At 74.7% G+C, this 20,689-nt stretch carries 21 protein-coding genes; 10 read left to right on the forward strand and 11 right to left on the reverse strand.

The features are described from left to right. Positions 1-8: 8 nt before the first annotated feature. Positions 9-1,139 (reverse strand): aminoglycoside phosphotransferase family protein, encoded by a 1,131-nt coding sequence (locus ACIGW2_RS26935; RefSeq protein WP_356071676.1) that lies wholly within the window; start codon positions 1,137-1,139, stop codon positions 9-11. A 237-nt stretch (positions 1,140-1,376) separates the two neighbouring features. Here ACIGW2_RS26935 and ACIGW2_RS26940 point away from each other — a divergent pair, with 237 nt between their 5' ends. Then, positions 1,377-2,867, forward strand: coding sequence for a hypothetical protein (locus tag ACIGW2_RS26940; RefSeq protein ID WP_391655381.1), 1,491 nt, complete (start codon positions 1,377-1,379; stop codon positions 2,865-2,867). A 144-nt stretch (positions 2,868-3,011) separates the two neighbouring features. Here the strand turns inward: ACIGW2_RS26940 and ACIGW2_RS26945 are convergent, their stop codons facing one another. Then, positions 3,012-4,463, reverse strand: a complete 1,452-nt coding sequence (locus ACIGW2_RS26945; protein ID WP_399846589.1) for a PP2C family protein-serine/threonine phosphatase — start codon at positions 4,461-4,463, stop codon at positions 3,012-3,014. A gap of 217 nt (positions 4,464-4,680) precedes the next feature. Here ACIGW2_RS26945 and ACIGW2_RS26950 point away from each other — a divergent pair, with 217 nt between their 5' ends. After that, positions 4,681-6,102, forward strand: coding sequence for a hypothetical protein (locus tag ACIGW2_RS26950; protein ID WP_399846590.1), 1,422 nt, complete (start codon positions 4,681-4,683; stop codon positions 6,100-6,102). A 382-nt stretch (positions 6,103-6,484) separates the two neighbouring features. Here the strand turns inward: ACIGW2_RS26950 and ACIGW2_RS26955 are convergent, their stop codons facing one another. Further along, entirely contained in the window at positions 6,485-7,132 is a 648-nt protein-coding gene (locus ACIGW2_RS26955) for an NADPH-dependent F420 reductase (protein WP_399846591.1), read from the reverse strand. A 101-nt stretch (positions 7,133-7,233) separates the two neighbouring features. Between ACIGW2_RS26955 and ACIGW2_RS26960 the strand changes: the two genes are divergently transcribed. Further along, entirely contained in the window at positions 7,234-7,725 is a 492-nt protein-coding gene (locus ACIGW2_RS26960; protein ID WP_391655385.1) for a GNAT family N-acetyltransferase, read from the forward strand. Positions 7,726-7,757: 32 nt separating this feature from the next. Here ACIGW2_RS26960 and ACIGW2_RS26965 read toward each other — a convergent pair whose 3' ends face one another. The 5 genes from ACIGW2_RS26965 to ACIGW2_RS26985 form a co-directional block, all read right to left on the reverse strand. After that, the gene (locus ACIGW2_RS26965; protein ID WP_391655386.1) at positions 7,758-8,360 is read right to left on the reverse strand and encodes a YdeI family protein; all 603 of its coding nucleotides are present in this window, start codon (positions 8,358-8,360) and stop codon (positions 7,758-7,760) included. Between the two features lie 64 nt (positions 8,361-8,424). Then, the gene (locus ACIGW2_RS26970; RefSeq protein ID WP_399846593.1) at positions 8,425-9,714 is read right to left on the reverse strand and encodes an ATP-binding protein; all 1,290 of its coding nucleotides are present in this window, start codon (positions 9,712-9,714) and stop codon (positions 8,425-8,427) included. Positions 9,715-9,925: 211 nt separating this feature from the next. Then, entirely contained in the window at positions 9,926-10,279 is a 354-nt protein-coding gene (locus ACIGW2_RS26975; RefSeq protein WP_391655388.1) for a DUF805 domain-containing protein, read from the reverse strand. 201 nt (positions 10,280-10,480) lie between these two features. Further along, entirely contained in the window at positions 10,481-10,840 is a 360-nt protein-coding gene (locus tag ACIGW2_RS26980; RefSeq protein WP_361582032.1) for an SPW repeat protein, read from the reverse strand. Positions 10,841-11,133: 293 nt separating this feature from the next. Next, complete coding sequence (locus ACIGW2_RS26985; protein WP_391655389.1) at positions 11,134-11,517, reverse strand: VOC family protein; 384 nt, start codon at positions 11,515-11,517, stop codon at positions 11,134-11,136. Between the two features lie 328 nt (positions 11,518-11,845). Here ACIGW2_RS26985 and ACIGW2_RS26990 point away from each other — a divergent pair, with 328 nt between their 5' ends. Then, positions 11,846-12,217: a cupin domain-containing protein gene (locus ACIGW2_RS26990; RefSeq protein WP_356071701.1), complete on the forward strand. Its 372-nt coding sequence runs from the start codon at positions 11,846-11,848 to the stop codon at positions 12,215-12,217. Between the two features lie 16 nt (positions 12,218-12,233). On the opposite strand, the gene ACIGW2_RS26995 is transcribed toward ACIGW2_RS26990, so the two are convergent. After that, positions 12,234-13,646: a sulfatase-like hydrolase/transferase gene (locus tag ACIGW2_RS26995; protein WP_399846594.1), complete on the reverse strand. Its 1,413-nt coding sequence runs from the start codon at positions 13,644-13,646 to the stop codon at positions 12,234-12,236. Between the two features lie 393 nt (positions 13,647-14,039). Here ACIGW2_RS26995 and ACIGW2_RS27000 point away from each other — a divergent pair, with 393 nt between their 5' ends. From ACIGW2_RS27000 to ACIGW2_RS27015, 4 genes are read left to right on the forward strand one after another with little or no spacing between them, the layout of a single operon-like run. Further along, positions 14,040-14,210 (forward strand): hypothetical protein, encoded by a 171-nt coding sequence (locus ACIGW2_RS27000; RefSeq protein ID WP_399846596.1) that lies wholly within the window; start codon positions 14,040-14,042, stop codon positions 14,208-14,210. Next, a complete protein-coding gene (locus tag ACIGW2_RS27005; protein WP_391655392.1) occupies positions 14,207-15,532 on the forward strand; it encodes an ROK family protein in 1,326 nt (441 codons plus the stop codon). Before ACIGW2_RS27000 ends, ACIGW2_RS27005 begins: the two co-directional genes overlap by 4 nt. After that, a complete protein-coding gene (locus ACIGW2_RS27010) occupies positions 15,529-16,035 on the forward strand; it encodes a DinB family protein (RefSeq protein WP_391655393.1) in 507 nt (168 codons plus the stop codon). Before ACIGW2_RS27005 ends, ACIGW2_RS27010 begins: the two co-directional genes overlap by 4 nt. 58 nt (positions 16,036-16,093) lie before the next feature. Beyond that, positions 16,094-16,624, forward strand: coding sequence for a GNAT family N-acetyltransferase (locus ACIGW2_RS27015; RefSeq protein WP_391655394.1), 531 nt, complete (start codon positions 16,094-16,096; stop codon positions 16,622-16,624). On the opposite strand, the gene ACIGW2_RS27020 is transcribed toward ACIGW2_RS27015, so the two are convergent. After that, positions 16,606-16,977, reverse strand: a complete 372-nt coding sequence (locus tag ACIGW2_RS27020; protein WP_399846597.1) for a hypothetical protein — start codon at positions 16,975-16,977, stop codon at positions 16,606-16,608. The genes ACIGW2_RS27015 and ACIGW2_RS27020 overlap by 19 nt on opposite strands. Before the next feature lie 151 nt (positions 16,978-17,128). Here ACIGW2_RS27020 and ACIGW2_RS27025 point away from each other — a divergent pair, with 151 nt between their 5' ends. Continuing rightward, complete coding sequence (locus ACIGW2_RS27025; protein WP_391655396.1) at positions 17,129-18,628, forward strand: carboxylesterase/lipase family protein; 1,500 nt, start codon at positions 17,129-17,131, stop codon at positions 18,626-18,628. A gap of 178 nt (positions 18,629-18,806) precedes the next feature. Continuing rightward, a complete protein-coding gene (locus ACIGW2_RS27030) occupies positions 18,807-20,039 on the forward strand; it encodes a GNAT family N-acetyltransferase (protein WP_399846599.1) in 1,233 nt (410 codons plus the stop codon). 15 nt (positions 20,040-20,054) lie between these two features. Here ACIGW2_RS27030 and ACIGW2_RS27035 read toward each other — a convergent pair whose 3' ends face one another. Continuing rightward, positions 20,055-20,570, reverse strand: a complete 516-nt coding sequence (locus ACIGW2_RS27035; RefSeq protein WP_391655398.1) for a GNAT family N-acetyltransferase — start codon at positions 20,568-20,570, stop codon at positions 20,055-20,057. Between the last annotated feature and the right edge of the window lie 119 nt (positions 20,571-20,689).

The following is a 20,689-nucleotide window of genomic DNA, read 5'->3' on the forward strand; positions in this document are numbered from 1 at the left end:
GATCAGGTCTAGCGCGTTCCGACCGCCGCGCGCACGGCCCGCCGTGCCATGGCGCAGTCGTCGTGCAGCCGCCGCAGCAGCAGCCGCTGTTCCTCACCCGCCGAGACCGTCCCGGCCGGCACCGGCACCGAACCCGCCGGCGGCGCCTCCTTGATGGTGCGCTGCACCGCCGTCTCGTACGTCCGGATCTCCCGGGTCAGCACGATCATCAGGTTCACCAGGAACGCGTCCCGCGAGGCCGCACCCGCCTGCTGGGCCAGCTGACTGATCTGCCGGCGCGCCAGGGGAGCGTCCCCCAGCACCGCCCACAGCGTCGCCAGGTCGTACCCCGGCAGGTACCAGCCCGCGTGCTCCCAGTCCACCAGGACCGGACCGGTCGGCGACAGCAGCACGTTCGAGAGCAGCGCGTCACCGTGACAGAACTGGCCCATGCCCTGCCGCCCGCCCGCGTGCGCCAGACCGTGCAGCAGCTTCTGCAGGTCGTCCCGGTCCCGGTCCGTGAACAGGCCCAGCTCGTGGTAGCGCGCGATCCGCGCCCCGTAGTCGAGCGGCGCGTCGAACGTCCCGGCCGGCGGCCGCCAGGCGTTCAGCCGGGCGATCGCGCCCAGCGCGGCCCGCACGTCCGCCCTGGGCGGCGCCTCCACGGGGTGCCGCGACAGGGCCGCCGCCCGCCCCGGCGTCCGCTCGATCACCAGCGTGCAGTTCTCCGGGTCCGCCGCGATCAGCCGGGGCGCCCGCACAGGCGGACGGTGCCGGACGAACGTGCGGTACGCAGCTATCTCGTGCCGGAACCGCTCGACCCACGCGGGGGAGTGGTCCAGTAAACACTTGGCGACCGCGGTCGTCCGCCCGGTCGTCCCGACGATCAGCACGGAGCGCCCGCTGCGCCGCAGCACCTGCACCGGGTTGAACTCGGGGCAGATGCGGTGGACGGACGCGATGGCCATGCGCAGCTGGGCGCCCTGCGGTCCGGACAGGTCGATCCTCCCGCTGGGCGGCTGGACGGTGCTCCCCGCCCAGCGCCTCGGCCGCACCGCCCCCTGCACCGGGGCGGGGGCGAGGTACGGACCGGAACCGGCCGGGAGGGTGCGGTGGAGCGGCCGGGGCGGAGCGGACACGGAGGACGATGCTGTGTACATGGAGGAGACAGATCCCTTCGTGTGCCGACGAGTTGCGTGCGTCGCCCCGCCCGCCCGAACGGTCCGCACCCTGGGGAAAATGAGGGCCGGTCGACGGGGCGGGGTGGCGCGTTCCTACCTGACACCCCCCGGCGGGTGGCGGAACATCCAGCGCACCCTGGCGAACCCTGGCGAATTGTCGCCAGGCCTATGCCAGGGGGCTACTGTCAACTCAGCCGAGAACCTGGGGGCTTAGACGTGACAGGGAAGACCAACACCCGCCTGGCAGACCTCTTCGGCCTGGCCGGCTGGTCCAAGGGCGAACTCGCGAGACTCGTGAACCGGCAGGCGGCGGCCATGGGCCACCCCCAGCTGTCGACCGACACCTCGCGGGTGCGGCGCTGGATCGACATGGGGGAGACCCCCCGCGATCCCGTGCCCCGGGTGCTGGCAGCGCTGTTCACCGAGCGACTCGGCCGTGTCGTGACCATCGAGGACCTCGGGTTCGTACGACACGGGCGCGCCGGCAGGCGGCGGGACGTCAGGAACACCGACAACCCTGACGGGCTGCCCTGGGCGCCCGAGCGTACGGCAGCGGTCCTCACCGAATTCACGGGAATGGACCTCATGCTCAACCGACGCGGCCTGGTGGGCGCGGGCGCCGCGCTTGCCGCCGGCTCCGTACTCACCAACGCCATGCACGACTGGCTCCACACCGACCCCTCGCAAGCCGGCGCCGCCCCCCGCGCCGTCGATCCCCTCCACGCCGACCCCGCTGGGTACGACCGCTACGAGGCCGCCCCCATCGGGTCGGAGGAGATCGAGGCCCTGGAACGCTCCGTGGAGGTCTTCCGCGCCTGGGACGCCTCCCGGGGCGGCGGACTGCAGCGCAAGGCGGTCGTGGGCCAGCTCAACGAGGTGGGCGGCATGCTCGCCTACCACCACCCCGACCACCTCCAGCGCCGCCTGTGGGGCGTCGCCGCCAACCTGGCGGTCCTCGCCGGCTGGATGTCCCACGACGTCGGCCTGGAACCCACCGCCCAGAAGTACTTCGTGATCGCCGCGCACGCGGCACGCGAGGGCGGCGACCGGCCCCGCGCCGGCGAGGCGCTCTCCCGCGCCGCCCGCCAGATGGTCCACCTGGGCCGGCCCGACGAGGCCCTCGACCTGATGAAGCTCGCCACCTCCGGCTCCGGCGAACGCCTGCTGCCGCGCACCAAGGCCATGTTCCACACCATCGAGGCCTGGGCGCAGGCGTCCATGGGCCGCGGCCAGGCCATGCGCCGCACCCTCGGCGAGGCCGAGGACCTGTTCGTGTCCGACCGGGGCGAGGACAAGCCCAGCTGGATGCAGAACTTCGACGAGGCCGACCTCCACGGCATGCAGGCGCTCGCCTACCGCACCCTGGCCGAGCACGACCCGGGCGCCGCGGTCCCGGCCCAGCGCCACGCCAAGCTCGCCCTGGAGCTGCGCCGCCACGGGCACGACCGGTCCAAGCTCTTCGACCACATCTCGCTCGCCTCGGCCTGCTTCATCGCCGACGACCCCGAGCAGGCGGACCGCTACGCCCGCCTCGCCCTGGTCTCCATGGGCGACACCTCCTCGCACCGCACCTGGGACCGGCTGCGCGAGATGTACCGGCTCACCGGGCAGTACGCGGGCTACACCAAGATCGACCACCTGCGGGAGGAGATCGAGACGGCGCTGCCGAAGGCGCCGACCAACCGCCCGAGAACCGGAGAGGCGTGAAGGGCGCCGGGGGCGCCGGAAGGCCCGTGGGGCACCTGCGGAAGGAGCGGGCCGGGCCCGCTCCTGACACCCCGGGGTGCGCGGTGTTCCGGGGCGTGTCGTGTTCCTCGGTGTGCCGTGTGCCGCGGTGTGCCGTGCCCGGGGTCAGTGCCCGACCCGGACCACCATCACACAGGCGTCGTCCTCGCGGGGACCTTCGGCGAACTCCTCGAGCACGGCCCGCACGCACTCCTGCGCGTCCCGTGCCGCCGCCAGCCGCCCGCCGAGGCCGAGCAGTCGCTCCGTACCCGCGGGGTCGTCCGGCCGGCCGACCGTGCGGGTCAGCCCGTCGGTGTGCAGCAGCAGCAGGTCGCCGGGGAGCAGCCGGGTCGCGGCCTCCTCGTACGCCGCGTGCGTCGTGGCGCCGAGCAGCACGCCCTCGGGTCTGCCCAGGGCGCGCCCCGTCCCGTCGCGGAACAGCAGCGGGGCGGGGTGTCCGGCCTGCGACCAGGTGAGGAGCTGGGTGGCGGGGTCGTAGCGGCAGCACATCGCGCTGCCCAGGGCGGGCTGGACGGAGGTCTCCAGGAGCTGGTTGAGGTGCCCGAGGAGGGCGCCCGGGCGGATCCCGGCCACGGCCATGCCGCGCAGCGCGCCGAGCACCATGGCCATGGAGGAGGTCGCGGCGACCCCGTGCCCGGTCAGGTCGCCGACGGTGAGCAGCGCGTCCCCGTCGGGGAGCGCCAGCGCGTCGTACCAGTCGCCGCCGATCAGGCCCGGGGCGGCGGCCGGGAGGTAGTGCCCGGCGACGTCGAGCGGCGCGGGGCCGTCGTGGGCGAAGCGGAGCGAGCCGCGCCACGGCGGCAGGACGGCCTCCTGGAGCTCGACCGCCACCCGGCGCTCGGTGTGCTCGATGTGCTGGTGCCGCCGGAGGTTGTCCCGGGTCTCGCGGACCGCGCGCTCGCTGCGGCGCAGCTCGCTGACGTCGCGTAAGACGGCCCACATGGAGGCGGTGCAGCCGTCGGCGTCGAGGACCGGCTCGCCGGTCATGTGGACCGTGCGCACCCGGCCGTCGGTGCGGACGATCCGGAACTCGCCGTCGATCGGCTTCCCGTCGATCAGGCAGTCCGTCACCATCGCCTGGAGCACCGGCTGGTCCTCGGCGAACACCATGGACGGCAGCTCGTCCAGGGACATCGGCCCGCTCTCGCGCGGGCGCCCGAAGATCTGGAACAGCTCGTCGGACCAGTGCACGTCGTCGGTGAGCAGGTCCCACTCGGCGCTGCCGACCCGGGAGAGCAGCGAGCCGGTCTGCCGCTGTCCCGGTACGCCGTCGAGGACGGGTCCGGCGTAGGCGGCGGCCGCGTCGGAGGGGGCGGCGGAGCCGGGCAGCCCGGCCTTCAGCTGGCCCAAGTGGGCGCCCAGGTCGTCGAGCTGGTGCACCGCCAGGTCGCAGAGGGCGCGCTGCCAGCGCTGCTGCGGGTCGTCCTCGTCGACCGCCGAGTCCCGGCGCACCGCGTCCACCTCGCCGCGCAGCCGGCGCGTCTGCGAGATCAGGGCGTCCACCGCGCCGGACTCGGGCGGCTGGGCGGGACGGTCCGCGAAGAGGGGGGACGGCATGTCGTACTCCGATGCAGGCGACGTGGCGCGGCCAAGTCTGGAAAGTGAAGCCCGGGTACGACTTTGGCACAGCCCGGGACACCTCGTAAGTGATTTGGCAACACTCGATCCGGTGGTGCTTATGGCATATGCCTGAGGCCCACGGGGGGACCAGTCGACATTCGGCCAAGGCCGCACGGGTTACGGTGCTGGTGTGGTGAGCGACGAGGTGAACGCAATGGGTACGGCCGTGCTGCTGGCCGCGGCACCGGCCGGCCGGGGACGGGCCATGGACGCGGCCTCCGTGCTGTCGGCCCTCGCGGCGGTGCCCGCCGGAGTGCTGGCCGGGGCGCACATGGCGACGGTCGTCGAACTGGCGGACCCCCTCGACCCGCAGACCGTCCTCACCCGGCTGCGCGCCGCCGCGTCCGCGCCCGGCCCGCTGGCCCTCTACCTCGCCGGCCAGGTCCAGCTCGACCGCCGCCAGCACCTCCCGCACCTCGCGCTCGCCCGCAGCACGCCGACGACCCTGCGCTACACGGGACTTCCCTGGCACTGGCTGGCCGCCGAACTCGCCCGGCGCCGCCCGGGCACCACCCAGGTGGTCGCCGACCTCGCGGCCGACCCCGAGCTCTGGCAGCGCCTCACGACGGACCCCGCGGCCCTCGACCTCGGCCCCGCGGCGCCCCTCTACGCCCGCCTCACCCCCTTCCCGCGCCGCGGCCCGCTCACCACCCCCGACTACCTGCGCCACTTCGCGGCCCGCTGGCGCGCCGGGGCCCTGCCCCCACTGCCCGACCTGCACGCGGAGGCCGGCGCCGCCGCGGCCGCCGCCGCGCCGCAGACCCCGGCGATCCTGCTGGCCCCGCCCGCGGCGGCGGTCGCCCCGGTCGCGCCGCCCGTGCCCGCGCAGGCTCCGGCGCCCGTACCCGTCCCCGTGCCCACGCCCGTACCGGAGGTCGTGGAGTCGCCCCCGACGCGCCGCCTGGTGCGCACGGGCAGCCGGCCGGAGGCCGAAACGCCGTCCCCGGCACGGCTCGAACCGGCCCGGACACCCGCACACCAGCGCGCCGAAGGCGCGCCCGGCGCACCCGATGCCACCCTTCGTCCGCCGGTGGGACCGGAGGTGAACGCACGGCAGGACGTGCGCCAGGACGTGCGGCCGGACGGGCCGCCGGCGCCCGACGCGCCCCCTGCCCCCACCTCGGCTCCCGCCCCGGCTTCCGTTGCCCCGCCGCTGCCCGGCACGCAGACCGACCCGCACCCGGCGATCCTGGCCGCCGCCATGGCCGGGCGGCACGGGGAGGCGGCCGCCGTGGCGGCGGCCTGGGAGAGCGACGCGCTGAGACGGTACGGGCCGCGGTCCGCCGAGGCCCTGCACTGGGTGGAGGTACGGGCGGACCTGGCGCGCCTCGCCGGGGAACCCGCCCGCAGTTGCGAGCTGTGGATCGCCGCCGCTCAGGCCCGGCTCGGGCTGCGGCAGGGCCCCGACGAACCCGACGTCGAGGGCGCCGTGGACCGCGCCCACCACCAGTGGGAACAGATCGACGACCCGGCCCGGGCCCGCGCCCTCGGCCCCGCCCTGGTCGAACTCCGGCGCGCCGTCCCCGGCCGCCGCGCCGGCGCGCTCGCCGCGCTCCAGCGGAAGATGGACGGATGACCCCGCCGGCCGACACCCCCGGCGCGGTACCCACCGACTCCGGGGGTGACTCCCTCGCGCCGCCGACACGGCACGCGTCCCGGTCGGGCCGACCGCCGCGTACGCCATCGACTGCGAGGTCAGCGGCTGCCGCGGGGTGGCCGCCCTGCGCGGCACAGGCGGCGCCGCCCGTTCGGTGACGGACCGCCAGATATGCGGCGCGCAGGCCGGGTTGGCTGATCAGGGCGTCTGTGGTGCGAGCTGTCCTCGGCGGCCGGGCTCGCGGGCCTGCGCGCCCACGGCCCGGCCGGGGGCGAGGACGGACCCGTCGTCCGCGTGGTCACCACCTCCAGCGGCCACAACGCGCCCGCGGACCCGGCGTGGACGGAGCTGAAGCGCCTGCTCAGCGGTGCGTCGTCGCCGCCCGCTCGGCCGGCATCACCACGCGCAGGCCGAAGAGGTGGGTGCCGGTGCTCTCCGCGATGCCGATGAAGAGCAGGCTGACGTGCTCCTGGGCCCGTGCGGTGCCGATCCCGCCCAGGTCGAGCAGCGCGTCGTCCGCCCAGCCGAGGTCGCGCAGCAGACCGCGCACGGTCGCCTTCGCCGCCGGGTCCTCGCCCGACAGGAAGAGCGTGCCCGGCCCCTCCAGCGAACCCGGGTCGACCATCACCATCCGGTCCACCGTGCACAGCGTCTTGACCACCGGTGTGGCGGGGAAGGCGCGCTGGAGCTCCTCGCCCAGGCTCTCGCCGAGGTGCGACAGGTCGCCGTCCTCCGTGAAGCCCACGGCGACGTCGAGCAGCACCTTCCCGGCGAGCGCCGCCGCCCCCACCGAGCTGAGCAGGCCGAGCGAGGCCGTACCGGGGGTCGCGTTCACCACGACGTCGGCGGCCGCGACCGCCTCCCGCGTCGAGGCCACTCGTACCCGGCCGGCCGGCGTTCCCGCCGCGTCCGGCGTCCGCGAGCCGAGCACGACCTCGTGCCCGGCCGCGCTCCACGCGTCGGCGAGCGTCCGGCCGACATGTCCCGTTCCGAGGATTCCGATTCTCATGCCGCGACGCTAGGCGGCCGTGGCCCCGGCCCGCCTCGGCCCGGCGACCGGTGATCACTACCCCGTGGGGCGTAGGCCTCCGGACCTGCCATCATCGAGACATGGACCCCGACCCCGCACCCCTGGCCACCGAGCGGCTGGTGCTGCGCCCCGTGCGCACCCGCGACCTGGCCGCCGTGACCCGGCTGTGGACCGATCCGGAGGTACGGCGGCACCTGGGCGGACCGGTGGTCGAGTCGGTGATCCGCATCCGGCGGCAGCGGATCGTCGGCGCGCCCGGCTTCCACGCCGTCGAGCGGACCGTGGACGGCACGGTGCTCGGCCTGGTCACCGTGGAGCGGGCGGGTCGGAAGGGCGAGACGGAGGTCTCGTACCAGTTCCTGCCCGAGCACTGGGGCGCGGGATACGCCCGCGAGGCCGTCGCCGCCGCCATAGAGCGGGCCCTGACCGAGGCCCCCAGCGTCGTGGCCGTCACCCAGGAGGCCAACGGGCGCTCCCGCCGCCTCCTGGAGGCCGTCGGCATGGTCCACGCCGAGTCCTTCGTGGAATGGGACGCCCACCAGGTCCTCTACCGGCGCCGCCGGGACGCCTGAGAGCGGGACCGGGCCGGACCGGGAGGGGCCGGTCAGGCGGGAGCGTCGCCGGCGGCCGCGAGGCGGGCCACGGCCCGCTCGATCCGGGCCGCCCGGGTCTTCGCCGTCCGTGCCTGCCACAGACTCAGGATGATCAGATACCGCTCGGTCCTGCCCAGCGCCTCGAACGCGGCCGCCGCGCGCGGCTCCGCCGCCAGCGCGCCCGCCAGGTCCTCGGGCACGGTCGCCTCCTTCTGCGAGGGATACGCGGCCTCCCACCGCCCGTCCGCCCGCGCCGCCCGCACCTCCGCGAGCCCCGGCTCCCGCATCCGCCCGGCCGCGAGCAGTGCCTCGACCTGCCGCACGTTGACCTGCGACCAGAGGCTCCGCGGCCGGCGCGGGGTGATCTTCTGGAGATAGGCCTCCGCGTCACGGGCCCGGCGCTTGCCGGTGATCCAGCCGTACGCGAGCGTGGCGTCGAGGATCTCCCCGGCGGTGGGGGAGGCGAGGCCGGAACCGCCGCGGCCGAGCAGCAGCCACACCCCGCCGGGGGTGTCGCCGTGGTGCGCCGCGAGCCAGTCCTCCAGTTCCGCGCCGTCGGCGAAACGCACGACCGGCAGCCCCTCCACCGTCTCGTCGTCCCGGTCCGTCCCCATCGCACGCTCCTCCCCGTGGCAGCGGTCGGGGCCCACGATAGGCGGCCCGGCGCCGGGCGGCGGATCAGAAGCGCGCGTGCGTCGTGATGTCGGACTCGAACTGCTCGATCATCTCCGGCGTCACGGTCGGCCGGCACTGTCCGATCGCGTCCAGGTAGTCCGCGGTCGTGGCACCGGGCGCGGCGGTCTCCACGGGGCGGCCGCCGACCGCGACGAGGTCGCGCTCGAAGGAGTTCTGCGCGGCGATCCGCGCCGCGTGCTCGATGTCGGCCGGGGTGAACAGCTCGCTCGCGGCCACCAGCGCGTCCACGTCGACCTCGGGGCGGGCGTCCGTGTAGCGGGCCCAGATCGCCGCGCGGGCCGCCCGGTCCGGCGTACCGATCGGGATGAGGTAGTCGAAGCGGCCCGGCCGCAGGAAGGCCGGGTCGAGGGAACGGATGGAGTTGGTGGCGCAGACGAGGAGGCGTTCGTCGCGCTCCCGGAACCCCGGGATGAGCTTGAGGAGTTCGTTGGTCACCCCGTGCATGCCGCCGGGCTGCACGGGCTCGGTGCGTACGGGAGCGATCTCCTCGACCTCGTCGATGAAGACGAGCACCCGCTCCAGCTCGCCGATCCGGGCGAAGGCCGTGCGCAGTGCGGCGGCCAGGTTGCCCTCGTCGGCCAGCCGGGAGGGCAGGATCTCGACGAAGGGCCAGCCGAGGCGGGAGGCGATGGCGCGGGCGAAGGTCGTCTTGCCGGTGCCGGGCGGCCCGAAGAGACCGATCGCGCGCGGCGGGCGCACGCCGTGCCGGGCGGCCCGCTCGGGCTCCGCGAGCGGCAGCACGACACGCCGCTCGATCAGGTCCTTCTCCCGCTCCATGCCGGCCACCTTGGCCCACAGGTCGGCGGGCAGCAGGCGGCCGCCGAGGTCGTCCAGGAGGTTGGCGGCCGGGCCGTGCAGCGGCTCGACCTTTTCGAAGTACGCGACGGCCGGCTGCCGGGTGTACCCGGCGTTGAGCAGCCCCTCGCCGAGGAGTTCCTCCTCGGGCAGCACATAGGCGATGCGCCCCACGCGCGCGGCCACGAGGCGCCGTTCCAGCTCGACCAGGAGCGCGCTGGCCAGGCCCCGGCCGCGCCAGGCGGAGGAGATCGCCACCCGCATCACCCAGGCGCGTTCCCCGGCGACGCACGCGAGCGCCGCGCCGATCGGGGTGCCCTGGTGGACGGCGACCACGGCCGGCTGACGCGAGGTCAGCGCGCCGATGCACTCGGCGAGCGAGAAGACCGACTCCTGGCCGAGCTCGGCCGTGGTGTCGATGAGATGGACGACCGCGGCGAGATCGCTCTCGCGGTAGTCGTGGATGAGCCAGTTCACGGTGGTACCGCCCCTCGTTGGTGCCGTCGCGGCCGAGGCTAGGCGGGGCGGCACGGGCGGGTCGTGCGCCACCCTGCACAAGCGGGGCCCGGCGAATGCGCCGCTCCGGCTCTGTACGCGCGGAGACCGGGGGCTGGGGCGAAGCCGGGGGCGCGGGCACGGGAAGGCCCCCGGAAGGGCGTGCCTTCCGGGGGCCTTCGAGGGCCGCCTGTCAGTAGGCGGGCGCCAGCTTCGGGTTCGGGCCGTGCGCGTTCTGCTGCGGCTCGCCCTCGGAGGCGAAGAACACGATCAGGATGATGGTGCCGATCAGCGGGATGAGGCCGATGAGCAGCCACCAGCCGCTGCGGCCCGTGTCGTGCAGGCGGCGCACCGCGACCGCGAGGTACGGGATGAGCACCGCGAGGATGTAGATCGGGCTGATGAGCGTAATGCCCAGGACGGCGTCGAGGATCGACGCGACCGCCGAGAAGATGAAGTTGAACAGGAAGAACATCCAGAATGCCTGGCGGCGGGCGCGGCCACTGAAGGTGGCGTAGTTCTTGAACGCGTCGAGGTACCAGTTCACTTTGTCCCCCCAAGGACTGGGTGTGTGAGCGGGAGCCTGTCCCTGTGGAGCAAGCTTTACGCCGAACTTATGTGGCCGAAACCGCGTGGGTCAATTCGTTACCTGGCAGTGGCCGTTCACAGACCTCACGGGGACATGAGTGAACGGCGTCGCCCCGGTCGAGGGGCGACGCCGTTCATTCGGAGGGGATCGGGTCGGTCGTCACGTCCTTCTCTTGCTCATCAGCAGGCCACCCGCGGTGAGGGCGAAGAGACAGACACAGGCGCCGGTGATGACATTGCTGAGGATCGCGCCGGTGCCGGCGTCCCGGGAGACCACCCAGGGAGAGACGATCAGCCACACACCCAGCAGCAGGACCACGAAGTTGAGGTCCTGGGACCGCTCCGGAGCCATCGACATGCACAGACCGAGGGCGGCGAGTGCGACGCCGACGATCAGGTTGCTGATGGCGAGTTCCGGCTTCGCGGCGGAGAAGTGGACCGTCCACGCGGAGACCGCGGCGTAGATGCCGGCGAGGATCACCAGTTCCTCGACCGCCGCCACGCCCCGGGTCTGGAGCATGCGGGCATACCGCTCCCGCATTTCCCCGGCATCCGGGTGTCCCCTGATATCACCAGGACGGTGAGAGACGTCGGCCATACGACTCGCCTCCTTCTGGCGTTCCACACGTCTGACCGCGCTTGCGGCATCGATGCCGCGGTTTCATTGTGCTCTTATCTAGCCTTTATGTGTAGATGTGTCCGATAAGGGAAGTGCACAGAAAACCTTTGCTCCTCCTGGCCGGAATCTCCAATTCCGAGGATTCGTTCAACAAAAATTCAACGAAGTGCCGCGGGACGGGTGACGCAGTGCGTTCAGGGGCGCACGTACGGGCGCGTCATGATTTCCATGTTGTGCCCGTCCGGGTCCTCGAAATAGGCACCCCGGCCACCGAAAAGCCGGTTGATCCGCCCGGGTTCGGTGTGGCGCGGGTCGGCGTAGTAGGTGACGCCCATCCGCTCAAGGCGCCCGATCATCGCCTCGAACTCCCCGTCCGGGACGAGGAAGGCGTAGTGGCCGGGCTGGATGGGGGCGTCACCGGCGTCGTAGTAGTCGAGGGTGACGTGGTTGCCGGTGTCCACCGGCACGAACGGCCCGAAGGGCGCTCCGACCTCCAGGCCGAGCACCTCGGCGAGGAAGGCGGCGGAGGCCCGCTTGTCACGGGCGTGGACGACGGTGTGGTTGAGCTCGACGGCCACAGGGGGTCCTTTCACGGAGTGCGCTGATGTCCACCTTCTGTCCCGCGTGCCCGGCGCACCGGCGTGCGCGGCACGGGACGAACGGGCGACCGCGGCGGACCCCGCGCCCACCGGCACCGGGCGCTCACGCCACGGCCGGGCGCCTCTCTCGATCACGGCCCATGGCCGACCCGGCAGTCATGTGATCACGGTAGCCCGGCCCGCGGGGCGGCGGCAACGACGTTCCCAGGCCACCGGTTTCCGCCCGCCGGGCGGGTGCGGGGGCGGGGCCCGGCGTAGCCTGGAAGTGGCCTCGGGGGTCGCACGTTCCACCGCCGGGAGGCGGATGATGACCGGAATCGTTTCCAGGAGCTTCGACTCCGCGGACGAGACCCGCCCCTTCGAGGGCGGCAAGGGCAGGCTCGACCTGCTGAACACGGAGAGCGGAGCGGTCGGCCGCGCCGTGTTCGAGCCGGGCTGGAAGTGGTCCGAACACGTGAAGCCGATCGCCGGCACCGACAGCTGCCAGGCGCACCACGTCGGCTATGTGGTGAGCGGCCGCATCACCGTGGCCATGGACGACGGCGAGACCGTCGACCTGGCCCCCGGGGACTTCTACGAGATCCAGCCGGGCCACGACGCCTGGGTGGTCGGCGACGAGCGCTGCGTGGCCCTCGACTGGGTCGGCTTCGTCGACTACGCGACCGCCGCCGGTTCCTGACGGAAGGGAAGGCCCCTCAGGCGTGGCCGAAACGCACGCCCTCCCACGGAACGCGGTGCTCCGGGAAGGAGAACGGTGAACGCTGGTCCAGGGTGCGGGGCGGGGCCGCCTCGACCACCGGGGCGGTGCCCTCGACCTCCTTCAGCCAGGCGCCCAGCGCGTCCCGCAGCCCGTCCGCCACCCGCCGGTGCGAGGTGAGGCCGACCAGGTTCTCCAACTCGTGCGGATCGGCCGCCAGGTCGTACAGCTCCGTCTCCCGGTAGCGGTCGGACGCCCGCTCCTCCCACGCGTCCGGGCCGTCCGGCGCCGTCACCACGTACTTCCAGCGGTCCGTGCGCACCGCGCGGCCGATCACGTCCTCACTGATCTGCACGAACACCGAGAACGGGCGGTCCGGTTCGCTGCCCCCGCCTACCAGCGGCCGCAGCGAACGCCCGTGCACGCCGGCCGGCACCGGAATCCCGGCGGCGTCGAGCAGCGTCGGCATCAGGTCGACCGTCGACACGGGCTGCCGGACGCGCCCGCCACCCCGGAAGCCCGGACCGGTGAGCACGAACGGCACGCGTACGGAGGCCTCGTGGGCCGAGCGCTTGTACTCGCCGTTGCGGGTACGGAAGTGCGAACCGTGGTCGGCCGTCCACGCGAACACCGTGTCGTCCTCGATGCCGAGGCTGCGCAGACAGTCCCGCAGCCGCCCGACGCCCTCGTCGACCCGCTTGATCTGACCGAGATAGCCGCCGATGTGCCGGTGCGCGCCGCCCTGCGCCGCGCCCGGGCTCAGTGCGGCCAGGTCGGGTGGCAGCCACCGCCCCTCGAAGCGCTCCCGGTAGCCGGCCGGCGCCGGGTAGTCGTCCGTCGCGTTCTGGTGGTGCGGCTCCAGGAGGGACAGGAACAGCAGGAACGGGCGGTCGTGGTGGTCCGCGACGAACCGGATCGCGGCGTCGACGAGCCCGTCCGACCGGTACCCCGGCAGCCGCACCGGCTCGCCGTCCTCGTCGTACAGCACCGTCCGGTACGCGTCGGAGGTGAACTCCAGCCGGTCCGAGGCCAGCCACTTCTCGTACCCGCCGCGCCGCTCCGGCGGCACGGGCCCGTCCGGGTGCTCCTCGCCCGCCAGGTGCCACTTCCCGATGTACCCCGTGACGTATCCCGCCGCCCGGAACGCGGCGGCGAGCGTGGGCACGTCCGCCCCGAGCGGCAGCCCGTTCCGGTGCACGCCGGTCGCGGTCGGGAAGCGGCCGGTCTGCAGCGCGGCCCGGGCGGGCGCGCACACCGGATTCGGCGTGATCGCCTGCTCGACCAGCGTCCCCTCGCGCGCCAGCCGGTCGAACTCGGGCGTGACCCCGGCCGGATTGCCGTGCGCGCCGGTGGTGTCCCACCGCTGCTGATCAGTGAGGACCACGATGACGCGGGGCTGGCTCGTCGGCATGCGGATCCCTTCGGGGCGGGGGCGGAGCCCAATTAATTTCGCAGAGGAAGTAATGTCCGCGCCAGGGTTCCGTACGAGAACGGCCGAAGTCACGCGGGTCGTCCGGGTGGGCCCGGTGGCCCCGGGGTGCCGGGTCCGGGGTGACAAAGTCGAGAAAACCTCCCACCTCGTGAAGGGCCCTTCCGGGCCCGACGGATGCCCGCGCGGGGGCTGCCGGTGCCGGCCCGTCCGGGAGCGGGGAACGGGGCCTGACTGCGGAATCCGTACTGACGGGTCGTCAAGTCACCTGGCGCGGGCGTGTTCCCGGCCGCCGCGGACCGTGGCGCGCACGGTGCCCGGGCCCTGCGGCTCTTGCTGTAATCAAGGGGCCACCCCTTCCGAGACGAGGCATGGATGAGCCCCACCCTCCGCGGCCCGCGACCCTCCGGCGACGGCACGGGCAGTGTCACCGGCGACGCCGACGGCCACGCCGCAGGCGGCGGCCCCGGTGCCGCAGACGGCCACCGCACCGGCGACGGCCGCGACCGTGACGCCACCCGCGCCGGTGACGGGAGCCACGCGTGACGGCCGAGACGTCCCCGCGAAGCGCCGCAGGGCCCCGCGGCGCCGGGGACTGCCGGCGCGAGACCAACGCGGCCACCGTGCTGCGCACCGTGCTCGACCACGGTCCGCTCGCCCGCAGCGCCATCGCCCGCCACTCCGGCCTCAGCCCCGCCGCCGTCTCGCGGCAGGCCACCGACCTGCTCCGGCACGGACTCCTCAGGGAACTCCCCGAGCGCGCAGAGACCGTCGGCCCCGGCCGCCCCCAGATCCCCGTCGACCTCCACCTCGGCGCCCCCGCCGGGCCCGTCGCCGGCGGCGTCCACCTCGGCGTCGACGTCTCCTCCTTCGGCCTCGTCGACCTGCGCGGCCGGGTCGTCGCCCGCCGCCGCTTCGGCCACGCCGGCGCCGATCCGCGCGTCCTGCCCGCCGCCGTCGCGGCCGAGTTGCGCCTCTTCCTCGCCCAACACCTCGGCGAACGGCCCCTGCTGGGCGTCGGCGCCGCCCTCGGCGGCTGGGTCGACCCCGACCGGGGCCGGGTCGTCCGGCACGACGCGCTGGGCTGGACCCACCGCCCGCTCGCCGCCGAACTCGCCCGCGGCCTCGGCGTCCCCGCCGTACGCGTCGACAACCACGCCCGCGCCGTCGCCCAGTCCGAGATCCTCTTCGGCCGCCCCGAGGCCCGCCGCAGCCTCGTCCACCTCTTCGTCGGCAACGTCGTCGACGCCGCCCTCGGCATCGCCGGGGTGGTCCACCAGGGCCCCGGCTCGGCCGCGGGCGAAGTCGCCCACCTGCCCGTGCCCGACTCCCACGCCCCCTGCGCGTGCGGCCGCTCCGGCTGCCTCGCCGCGACCGCCTCCAACCGGGCGCTCGGCGAGACCGCGTACCGCCGGGGCATCGTCCCGGAGCCCGACACCTTCCTCGTCGTCGACGCCGCCGCCACCGGCGACGGCCGTGCCGACCGGCTGCTGCGCGAACGCGCCCGCGCCGTGGGCCGCGCCGTGGCCCTGCTCCTCGACGTCCTCAACCCCGACCTCGTGGTCGTCACCGAACTCGCCAGCCTGCTCGACCCCTGCTACCTGGAGGAGATCCGGGCCGCCGCCGTCGACCTCTCCCACGTCTGCCACGACCCGGAACGCATCGTCATCCCCCACGCGGGCCCGGCGGCCATGCCGGCCGCCGCCGGCACCGTCCTGCTCAACCCGTTCTTCCGCAACCCGCTCCAGAGCCTCGAAGGCCTCGCCTTACGGGACGGGGAGGGGGACGGGGACGCGTTCACCGGGACCGGCACCGACGAGAAAATCGAGGGCCGCACCGCGCGGGCGCCTGGCAGCATGCCGACATGAACCAGGACCCCCGGACCGCGACGCCCCACACCGCCGACGAGCGCACCACGCTCACCGCCATGCTCCAGTTCCAGCGGGACACCCTCGCGATGAAGTGCGAGGGCCTCACCCCCGAGCAGCTCCGGACCCGTTCGGCGGCCCCCTCCGGACTCTCCCTCCTGGGGCTGGTGCGTCACGCCGCCGAGGTGGAGCGCACCTGGTTCCGCAGCATCATGGGCGGCGAAGAGAGCCGCAGCCCCTGGACCCGGCCCGGCGCCACCGAGTGGGCCGACTTCGACGTGGACGAGGCCGACGCCGACGAGGCCTTCGCCCTGTGGCGCGCCGAGTGCGCCCGGGCCCGCGAACTCGTGGACGCGGCACCGGACCTCGACGTCACCGGCACCTTCGGCGACACGACGTACTCGCTGCGCTACGTCCTCGCCCACATGATCGAGGAGTACGCCCGCCACAACGGCCACGCCGACCTGCTGCGCGAGCGCATCGACGGGCGCACCGGCGAGTGACGCCACCGTACGACCGCCTCCGGCGACACCCCCGTCGCCCGAACCCCAGGGACACCGCATGGCCCGGCTGATCGCCCCCACCGCCCGACTGCACGCCTCCTGGCTCGCCGCCCACGCCGAGTGGGAGCCCGACGGCCACCAGGCCGGCGGCGGCACCTGGCTGGTGCCGGAGCTGGACCTCGCCGACCCCGGGGCCTTCGCCGACTGGGTCGAGCTGCTGCGCGAACAGTCCGACCGCTCCCGCCCGTTGCCTCCCGGCCGGGTCCACTCCACCCACTGGTGGATCGTCGAGGGCGACACCTACCTCGGCGCGATCGACCTGCGCCACGAGCTCAACGACTTCCTGCTCCGCAGCGGCGGCCACATCGGCTACAGCGTGCGCCCGTCCGCCCGCCGCCGCGGCCTGGCCCGCTGGGCGCTCGGCGCCGTCCTCGGGGAGGCCCGCGCGCTCGGCCTGGACCGGGTGCTGATCACCTGCGACGACACCAACATCGCCTCCGCCCGCACGATCGAGTCCAACGGGGGAGTCCTGGAGGACGTCCGCGCGACCGAACGCGGGCGCAAGCGGCGCTACTGGATCGAGCTGTAGGCGTCGGTGACGCAGTCCGCCGGGCTCCCGGCCCGCTCGTACGCGTGCCGGAGCGCCGCGGCGGCGTCCTCGCGCTCCACCTCGTCGTAACCGAAGCGCTCGTCCGCGAGCCGCAGGACGTCCCCGACCGTCACCACCGCCGGCTCGCCCGGGCTCGCCGCGCGTCGCGCGGACAGCAGGGCCTGCTCGGCGGAGCGGGTGAGGGCCCGCGTGTACGCCCGCCAGGCGAAGGACCGCGCCCGCCGGGGCGCGAACGGGCGGCGCGCCCGCCCCCGCCGCAGCGCACCGGCCGCGACCAGGAGCGCGCCGGGCGTCACGACCAGGGCGGCGCCGGCGGCGGCATCGAGGCTCATCTGCACACCGCCTCCTTTCCCCGGGAGCCCTGGACCCGAACCGGTGGGGGGCTTGGTCACCCGTGGTGACACGTGTAAATTCCTGGTGTCACCCTCTTCGCAGCACCGAGCAAGGCGGCCGCCGCACCGGCCAGGCCAGGAAGGCACGCGCATGTCCCTGGAGACCCCGGAAACCCGTCCCGACCCCGTGGACGCCCCCGTCGTCACCACCACCCGCGGCCCCGTCCGCGGCGAGCGGCGGGCCGACGGCAGCTGCCGCTTCCTCGGCATCCCCTACGCCAAGCCGCCCGTCGGCCCGCTGCGCTTCGCCGCGCCCCAGCCGCCCGAGCCGTGGACCGAGCCGCTGGACGCCACCGCGTACGGGCCGACCGCGCAGCGCCGGCCGTTCGCCGACGTCACGACGATCCCGGAGCCGACGATCCCCGGCGACGGCGTCCTCAACCTCAACGTCTTCACCCCCGCGCCGGCCACCGACACCGCCGTGCCCGGGAGCGGTCTCCCGGTGCTCGTCTGGATCCACGGCGGCGGATACGTCGCCGGCTCGGCGGCCAGCCCCTGGTACGACGGCGCCGCCTTCAACCGCGACGGCGTGGTCGTCGTCTCGCTCGGCTACCGCCTCGGCATCGAGGGCTTCCTGCACCTCGACGACGCGCCCGACAACCGCGGCGTACGGGACTGGATCGCCGCCCTGGAATGGGTGCGCGACAACATCGCCCGCTTCGGCGGCGACCCCGCCAAGGTGACCGTCGCCGGGCAGTCGGCCGGCGGCGGAGCCGTCCAGACCCTGCTCGCCGTCCCGGCCGCCCGCGGCCTCTTCCGTGCCGCGCTCTCCGTCTCCGGTGCCGTCACGCGGCCCGACGGACCGGAGGTCGCCCGCGCCGTCTCGCGCCTCTTCACCGCCCGCACCGGACGCCCGGCCGCCGCCGCCGCGCTGCGCGACCTCACCGACGACGAACTCCTCGACCTCCAGGACCTGCTGACCGCACCCGGCCCGGACCGCGAGGGACTGCCGCCCATGCTGTCCCTGGTGCCCTTCGCGGACGGCGAGCTGATCCCCGAACCCGTCCTGGACGCCCTCACGTCGGGCCGTGCGGGCGCCGGCGTCCCGCTGGTGCTGGGCTTCACGGCGCACGAGTTCAACCTGATCCCTGCCCCCGGCCCGGACGGCCCGCCGCTGCCGGTGCTGCTCGGCGGCCTGGGCCTCACCGGCGACCGCGCGGCCGCCTTCGCGGAGGCGTACGCGGACACCGACCCGGCCGGCCACTTCGGCCAGGCGCTCACCGACCTCACCTTCCGCGCCCCGTCCCTCGCGGTCGCCGACGCCCGCGCGGAGCGCGAACAGCCCACCTGGCTCTACCAGTTCGAGTGGACCTCGCCCACCACCGGCCAGGCCCACCACTGCCTCGACCTGCCCTTCGCCTTCGACCTCCTCGACGCGGAGGGCGTCCCGGCCGCCGCCGGCCCCACCCCACCCCGCGCCCTCGCCGACGCCCTGCACCGCGCCTGGGTCGCCTTCGTCACCGACGCCGACCCGGGCCCGGACTGGCCCTCCTACACCCCGGTCACCCGCACCACCCGCATCTGGGACACCGGCCCGCGTAACGAACGCGACCCGCTGGCGCAGGTCCGGCGGATCTGGCTGGGGGAGTAGGCAGGAAGGACGGCCGGGCCGGCACGTGGCAGGGCGGGGTCCGGCGCCGCCCGTTCCGCCCGGGCGGGCCCGGGGGTCCTTTCCGGCCGTAATTGGTTTGACCAGGACCGGCTTCGGGGCTGCACTGTGCCGGGGCGCCGCGTGGGTGGTGTCCGTGACACGGGAGGCGACAGCACCGATGCAGATCCGTCCGACGACCGAGCAGGACCACGAGGTCTTCGTGGACACCCTCCACGCCGCGTTCGCGCGCTTCCCGGAGACCCCGGGCGAGGACGGCAGCGGGGTCTGGTGGGCCGCGCTCGAGATGGACCGGGCGCTGCTCGCGGTGGCGCCGGACGGGCGGCCCGTCGGCACCGCCGCCGCGTACTCCTTCGAGCTCACCCTGCCCGGGCAGACCGTCGTCCCGGCCCCCGGCGTGACCGCCGTCGGGGTCCTGCCCTCGCACCGGCGCCGGGGCGTGCTCACCGCGATGATGCGGCACCAGCTCACCGAACTGCGCGAGCGCGGCGAGTTCCTCTCCGTGCTGCTCGCCTCCGAGGCGGCGATCTACCGCCGCTTCGGCTACGGCCCCGCCACCTTCACCGCGCGCCTGACCGTGCCCCGCCACCAGAGCGCCTTCGCTCGCCCGCGGGCCGGCGCGACCGACGAGGCGGTGACCGACACCGACACCGGCAGCATCGAGGTGCTGAAGGCCTCCGCCTGCAAGGACGTCCTCGAAGAGGTCTACGACCGCTACCGCCGCGCCCAGCCCGGCGCCCTGTCCCGCCCGCACCGCTGGTGGGAGCGCGCCGCCGGGCAGCCGCCGCTCGCGCCCGCGCCCCGTTACGTGGCCCTGCACCGCGACGCGGACGGCGTGCCCGACGGCTACGCCAGCTACGAGCCCGGCGACTCCGGCACCCTGAGGGTCGACGAGGTCGTCACCACCGACGACGCCGTCTTCACCGCCCTCGTCCGCTACCTCCTCGACCACGACCTGTTCACCGAGGTCGTCCTCAAGCACGTCCCGGCCGACCACCCGGTGCGCTGGCAGTTCGCCGACTTCCGGGCCGCGCAGGTCGCGGACGGCGGCGACTGGCTCTGGGTGCGGCTGCTCGACGTGCCGGGCGCGCTGACCGCGCGCGGCTGGTTCGCGGACGGCGAGCTCGTGCTCGACGTGGACGACCCCTTCCTCGGCGAACGCCGGCGCCACCTGCTGACCGTCCGCGACGGCAAGGCCGAGTGCGTCCCCACCGACCGCGAGCCCGACCTGTCCCTCGACATCAGCGACCTCGGCTCGCTCTACCTCGGCGGCACCGCGCCCAGCACCCTCGTCCGCGCCGGCCACGTCCGCGCCCACCACCCCGACGCGGCCCGGCGCGCGGACGCCCTCTTCCGCACCGACCGGGCCCCGCACTGCCTCCACTGGTTCTGACCGGTCCGGCTCCGCTCAGGCGGCGGGCCCGGCGTAGCAGCGGACCGTCACCGTCCGCCCGGCAGCCCACTGCTGGGCGGCCGTGGTGAGCAGCCGCCAGCCGGCCCGCTCGTACAGGGCGATCGCCGCCGTGTCCGAGGCCACCACGTCCAGGACCGGGTGGAGACCCCGCCGCCGGGCCTCCGCCGCGGCGTGGCCGAGGAGCGCCGCGCCGAGGCGGTGACCGCGCGCGGCGGGACCGACGAACAGGCGTCCCACGACGCCGGGTTCGGTGCCGCCACGCTCCCGCCAGAGGCGGGCCGCGAGGTCGTCGTCCGTCGGACGGGACAGCACCGCGTGACCGGCGACCCGGCCGTCGAGCTCGGCCACCCACGCGCCGAGGGTGTCCCCGGACGCCAGCCATTCGGCCGGCCGGGCGGGCCAGTTCACCGGGTAGCCGTCCCGGTGGTGTACATCGGAGAGGAGCTCGACGCAGGAGGGAAGGTCGGCGGGGGTGCGGGGGCGTACGGAGGCGGCGGTCGCAGAGGTCATCCGGACAGGAGAACACACCCTTCTTCGCCCCGGTCGGCCGCGGCACCCGCACCCGAAGACCCGCCACACCGAAGCACCGAAGTCGCCCCGCGCCACCCGAGAACGCCCGAAGCCGGATC

It is taken from the genome of Streptomyces sp. NPDC053541 (genome assembly GCF_044544705.1).
Lineage (GTDB): Bacteria > Actinomycetota > Actinomycetes > Streptomycetales > Streptomycetaceae > Streptomyces.

Coding starts and splice junctions, on each gene's coding strand:
- ACIGW2_RS26950 (WP_399846590.1), top strand. CDS start 4,681: ATGGGTACGGCCGTGCTGCTGGCCGCGGCACCGGCCGGCCGGGGACGG.
- ACIGW2_RS26995 (WP_399846594.1), bottom strand. CDS start 13,646: ATGCCGACGAGCCAGCCCCGCGTCATCGTGGTCCTCACTGATCAGCAG.
- ACIGW2_RS27025 (WP_391655396.1), top strand. CDS start 17,129: ATGTCCCTGGAGACCCCGGAAACCCGTCCCGACCCCGTGGACGCCCCC.
- ACIGW2_RS27010 (WP_391655393.1), top strand. CDS start 15,529: ATGAACCAGGACCCCCGGACCGCGACGCCCCACACCGCCGACGAGCGC.
- ACIGW2_RS27000 (WP_399846596.1), top strand. CDS start 14,040: ATGAGCCCCACCCTCCGCGGCCCGCGACCCTCCGGCGACGGCACGGGC.
- ACIGW2_RS27030 (WP_399846599.1), top strand. CDS start 18,807: ATGCAGATCCGTCCGACGACCGAGCAGGACCACGAGGTCTTCGTGGAC.
- ACIGW2_RS26990 (WP_356071701.1), top strand. CDS start 11,846: ATGACCGGAATCGTTTCCAGGAGCTTCGACTCCGCGGACGAGACCCGC.
- ACIGW2_RS27015 (WP_391655394.1), top strand. CDS start 16,094: ATGGCCCGGCTGATCGCCCCCACCGCCCGACTGCACGCCTCCTGGCTC.
- ACIGW2_RS27035 (WP_391655398.1), bottom strand. CDS start 20,570: ATGACCTCTGCGACCGCCGCCTCCGTACGCCCCCGCACCCCCGCCGAC.
- ACIGW2_RS27020 (WP_399846597.1), bottom strand. CDS start 16,977: ATGAGCCTCGATGCCGCCGCCGGCGCCGCCCTGGTCGTGACGCCCGGC.
- ACIGW2_RS26960 (WP_391655385.1), top strand. CDS start 7,234: ATGGACCCCGACCCCGCACCCCTGGCCACCGAGCGGCTGGTGCTGCGC.
- ACIGW2_RS26955 (WP_399846591.1), bottom strand. CDS start 7,132: ATGAGAATCGGAATCCTCGGAACGGGACATGTCGGCCGGACGCTCGCC.
- ACIGW2_RS26935 (WP_356071676.1), bottom strand. CDS start 1,139: ATGTACACAGCATCGTCCTCCGTGTCCGCTCCGCCCCGGCCGCTCCAC.
- ACIGW2_RS26980 (WP_361582032.1), bottom strand. CDS start 10,840: ATGCTCCAGACCCGGGGCGTGGCGGCGGTCGAGGAACTGGTGATCCTC.
- ACIGW2_RS26965 (WP_391655386.1), bottom strand. CDS start 8,360: ATGGGGACGGACCGGGACGACGAGACGGTGGAGGGGCTGCCGGTCGTG.
- ACIGW2_RS26945 (WP_399846589.1), bottom strand. CDS start 4,463: ATGCCGTCCCCCCTCTTCGCGGACCGTCCCGCCCAGCCGCCCGAGTCC.